Raw genomic sequence first — 1,785 nt, forward strand, 5'->3', positions numbered from 1 at the left:
TCCCGCTCGTGCTCCCGCTCGTGCTCCCGCTCGTGCTCCCGCTCGTGCTCCCGCTGGTGCTTCCGCTCGTGCTTCCGCTGGTGCTGCCCGTGCCGTCACCAGACGTGCCGCTCGTGCCCGATGAGCCACCGCCGGACGTGGAAATCGAATTGCTGCCGCTGGCATTGGATCCGCCGACACCCTTGCTGATGCTGCCGGAACCGCCGCAAGCGGAGAGGGAAAGCATGGTGGCTACGGTGGCCGCGATCAGAGTCGCCCGGAGTGCGCCATGAGGGATTACCTGAATATCCATTTCGTCCTCGCATTTGATTCGTGTTGTGTTGAATGCTGCGCGGACTACTCTGCAACTGTCGTGCCATTTCAATGACCGATCGTTCGGGGATTGCCTATAAGCTGAACAATGTCCTTGTCGGAAAAGGACTTGAGCGAATTGAAAGAATATTGAAATTGATTTGGCGCCCCGATGTCAGCGCAATTTCCGCCGGGTCGTAACGTAACGTCACATCGTTGGCGTTACGAGCGTGGCGTAACGCACGCGGGCAACGGTCGTGGAACGTGTCTTGGGTTTCATAGATGGATTAGATGTGCACATCTAACCTATCGTAAGTCCTATGTGTAAGACCTACCGAAACGCCGTACAAATACGCTGGGCTACGGCTCGGTTTTACGATAGATATTGTTAAAAGCGGTTGGAATTGTCAGAGGATCGGGGATAAGATTCGTAGCGGTGTGAGTAATGTACGGTTCGGTTCAGACCTGAAAAGGAGGTCGATGGCGCGAATGTTAACTTGCATCAAATGATGATACGTGTCCGTCGAGACACGCTATAAAGAAGTGGTCTCCGATTGCCGTTGCAGCAGGCGCAGCGAGCGATACGGGGTAGGGGCCAAATATGCGGGGACGTATAAGAGGCCAAAGAGAGACGTACTGGCACGAGGAAAAAATAATGAAAGCAATGATGATTCGCTTCCTCAAGGAAGAAACCGGGGTGACCGCGATTGAGTATGGGCTGATCGCGGGTCTGATTGCGGTTGCCATCATCGGTTCGCTCACGAAATTGAACGGCGGTCTCACCGCCTTGTTCGATTCCATTACCAGCGCGCTTCCTAAGGGAACCACAACCGCAGGCAGCTGATTCCCACGTTCCATAGCCATGGCGAGCGGATTGCGATTGTAGTCCGCTCGTTTCTGTGTCTACGTCCGGTTATGACATGGCAAAGCTTCTCGGAATCAGTATTTTTTTTACGTGGGTCACACTCGTGGCGGTTTCTGACATTCGCTTTCGCCGCGTGCCGAATGCGCTCGTTGTCGCAGGACTGGTTGCTGCGTTAATGAGTTTATTTGCCGGTGCCAACCCATTCCATGTTTTGCCTCAACAGGCATTGCTCGGCTTACTCGTCGGACTTGCCGGCCTTTTTCCCTTTTTTGTCTTGCGCGTCATGGGTGCAGCCGACGTAAAAGTATTCGCGGTGCTCGGCGCCTGGTGCGGCACGCATCCGCTGCTGTGGTTCTGGGTCGTCGCGAGCATCGTGGCCGGCGTGCATTCGCTCACGTTGATACTGTTGTCGCGCACGTCGTTCAGCGCGCTCTGGCAGCGCGGCGCGCCTGCGATGGCGCTTGGCGGACGACGCTCGACACCGTACGCCGCCTGCTTGGTCGCCCCCGCGGCGGTATGGCCCGCTTGCGCTCGTCACGAGTGCGATGCCGGTAGTCACGATCGCGCCGGACGATCGCCTGTTCCAGAAGCTGAAATCCAACATGGCCGAAGTCCATGCGCGCGGCGGC

The 1,785-nt window shown here is 56.8% G+C and carries 2 protein-coding genes and 1 pseudogene; all 3 read left to right on the forward strand.

What is annotated here, in order from left to right; genetic code table 11:
* Positions 1-272 (forward strand): hypothetical protein (locus KH616_RS24755; protein ID WP_292254818.1); only part of this gene is annotated, 272 nt, incomplete at its 5' end.
* A gap of 674 nt (positions 273-946) precedes the next feature.
* Positions 947-1,135 (forward strand): Flp family type IVb pilin, encoded by a 189-nt coding sequence (locus KH616_RS24760; protein WP_292254820.1) that lies wholly within the window; start codon positions 947-949, stop codon positions 1,133-1,135.
* A gap of 76 nt (positions 1,136-1,211) precedes the next feature.
* Positions 1,212-1,676, forward strand: a pseudogene (locus KH616_RS24765) (prepilin peptidase); the annotation flags it as partial.
* Positions 1,677-1,785: the final 109 nt, after the last annotated feature.

It is taken from the genome of Burkholderia sp. (assembly GCF_018375725.1).
In the GTDB taxonomy this organism is placed as follows: Bacteria; Pseudomonadota; Gammaproteobacteria; order Burkholderiales; family Burkholderiaceae; genus Burkholderia.

Coding starts and splice junctions, on each gene's coding strand:
- KH616_RS24760 (WP_292254820.1), top strand. CDS start 947: ATGAAAGCAATGATGATTCGCTTCCTCAAGGAAGAAACCGGGGTGACC.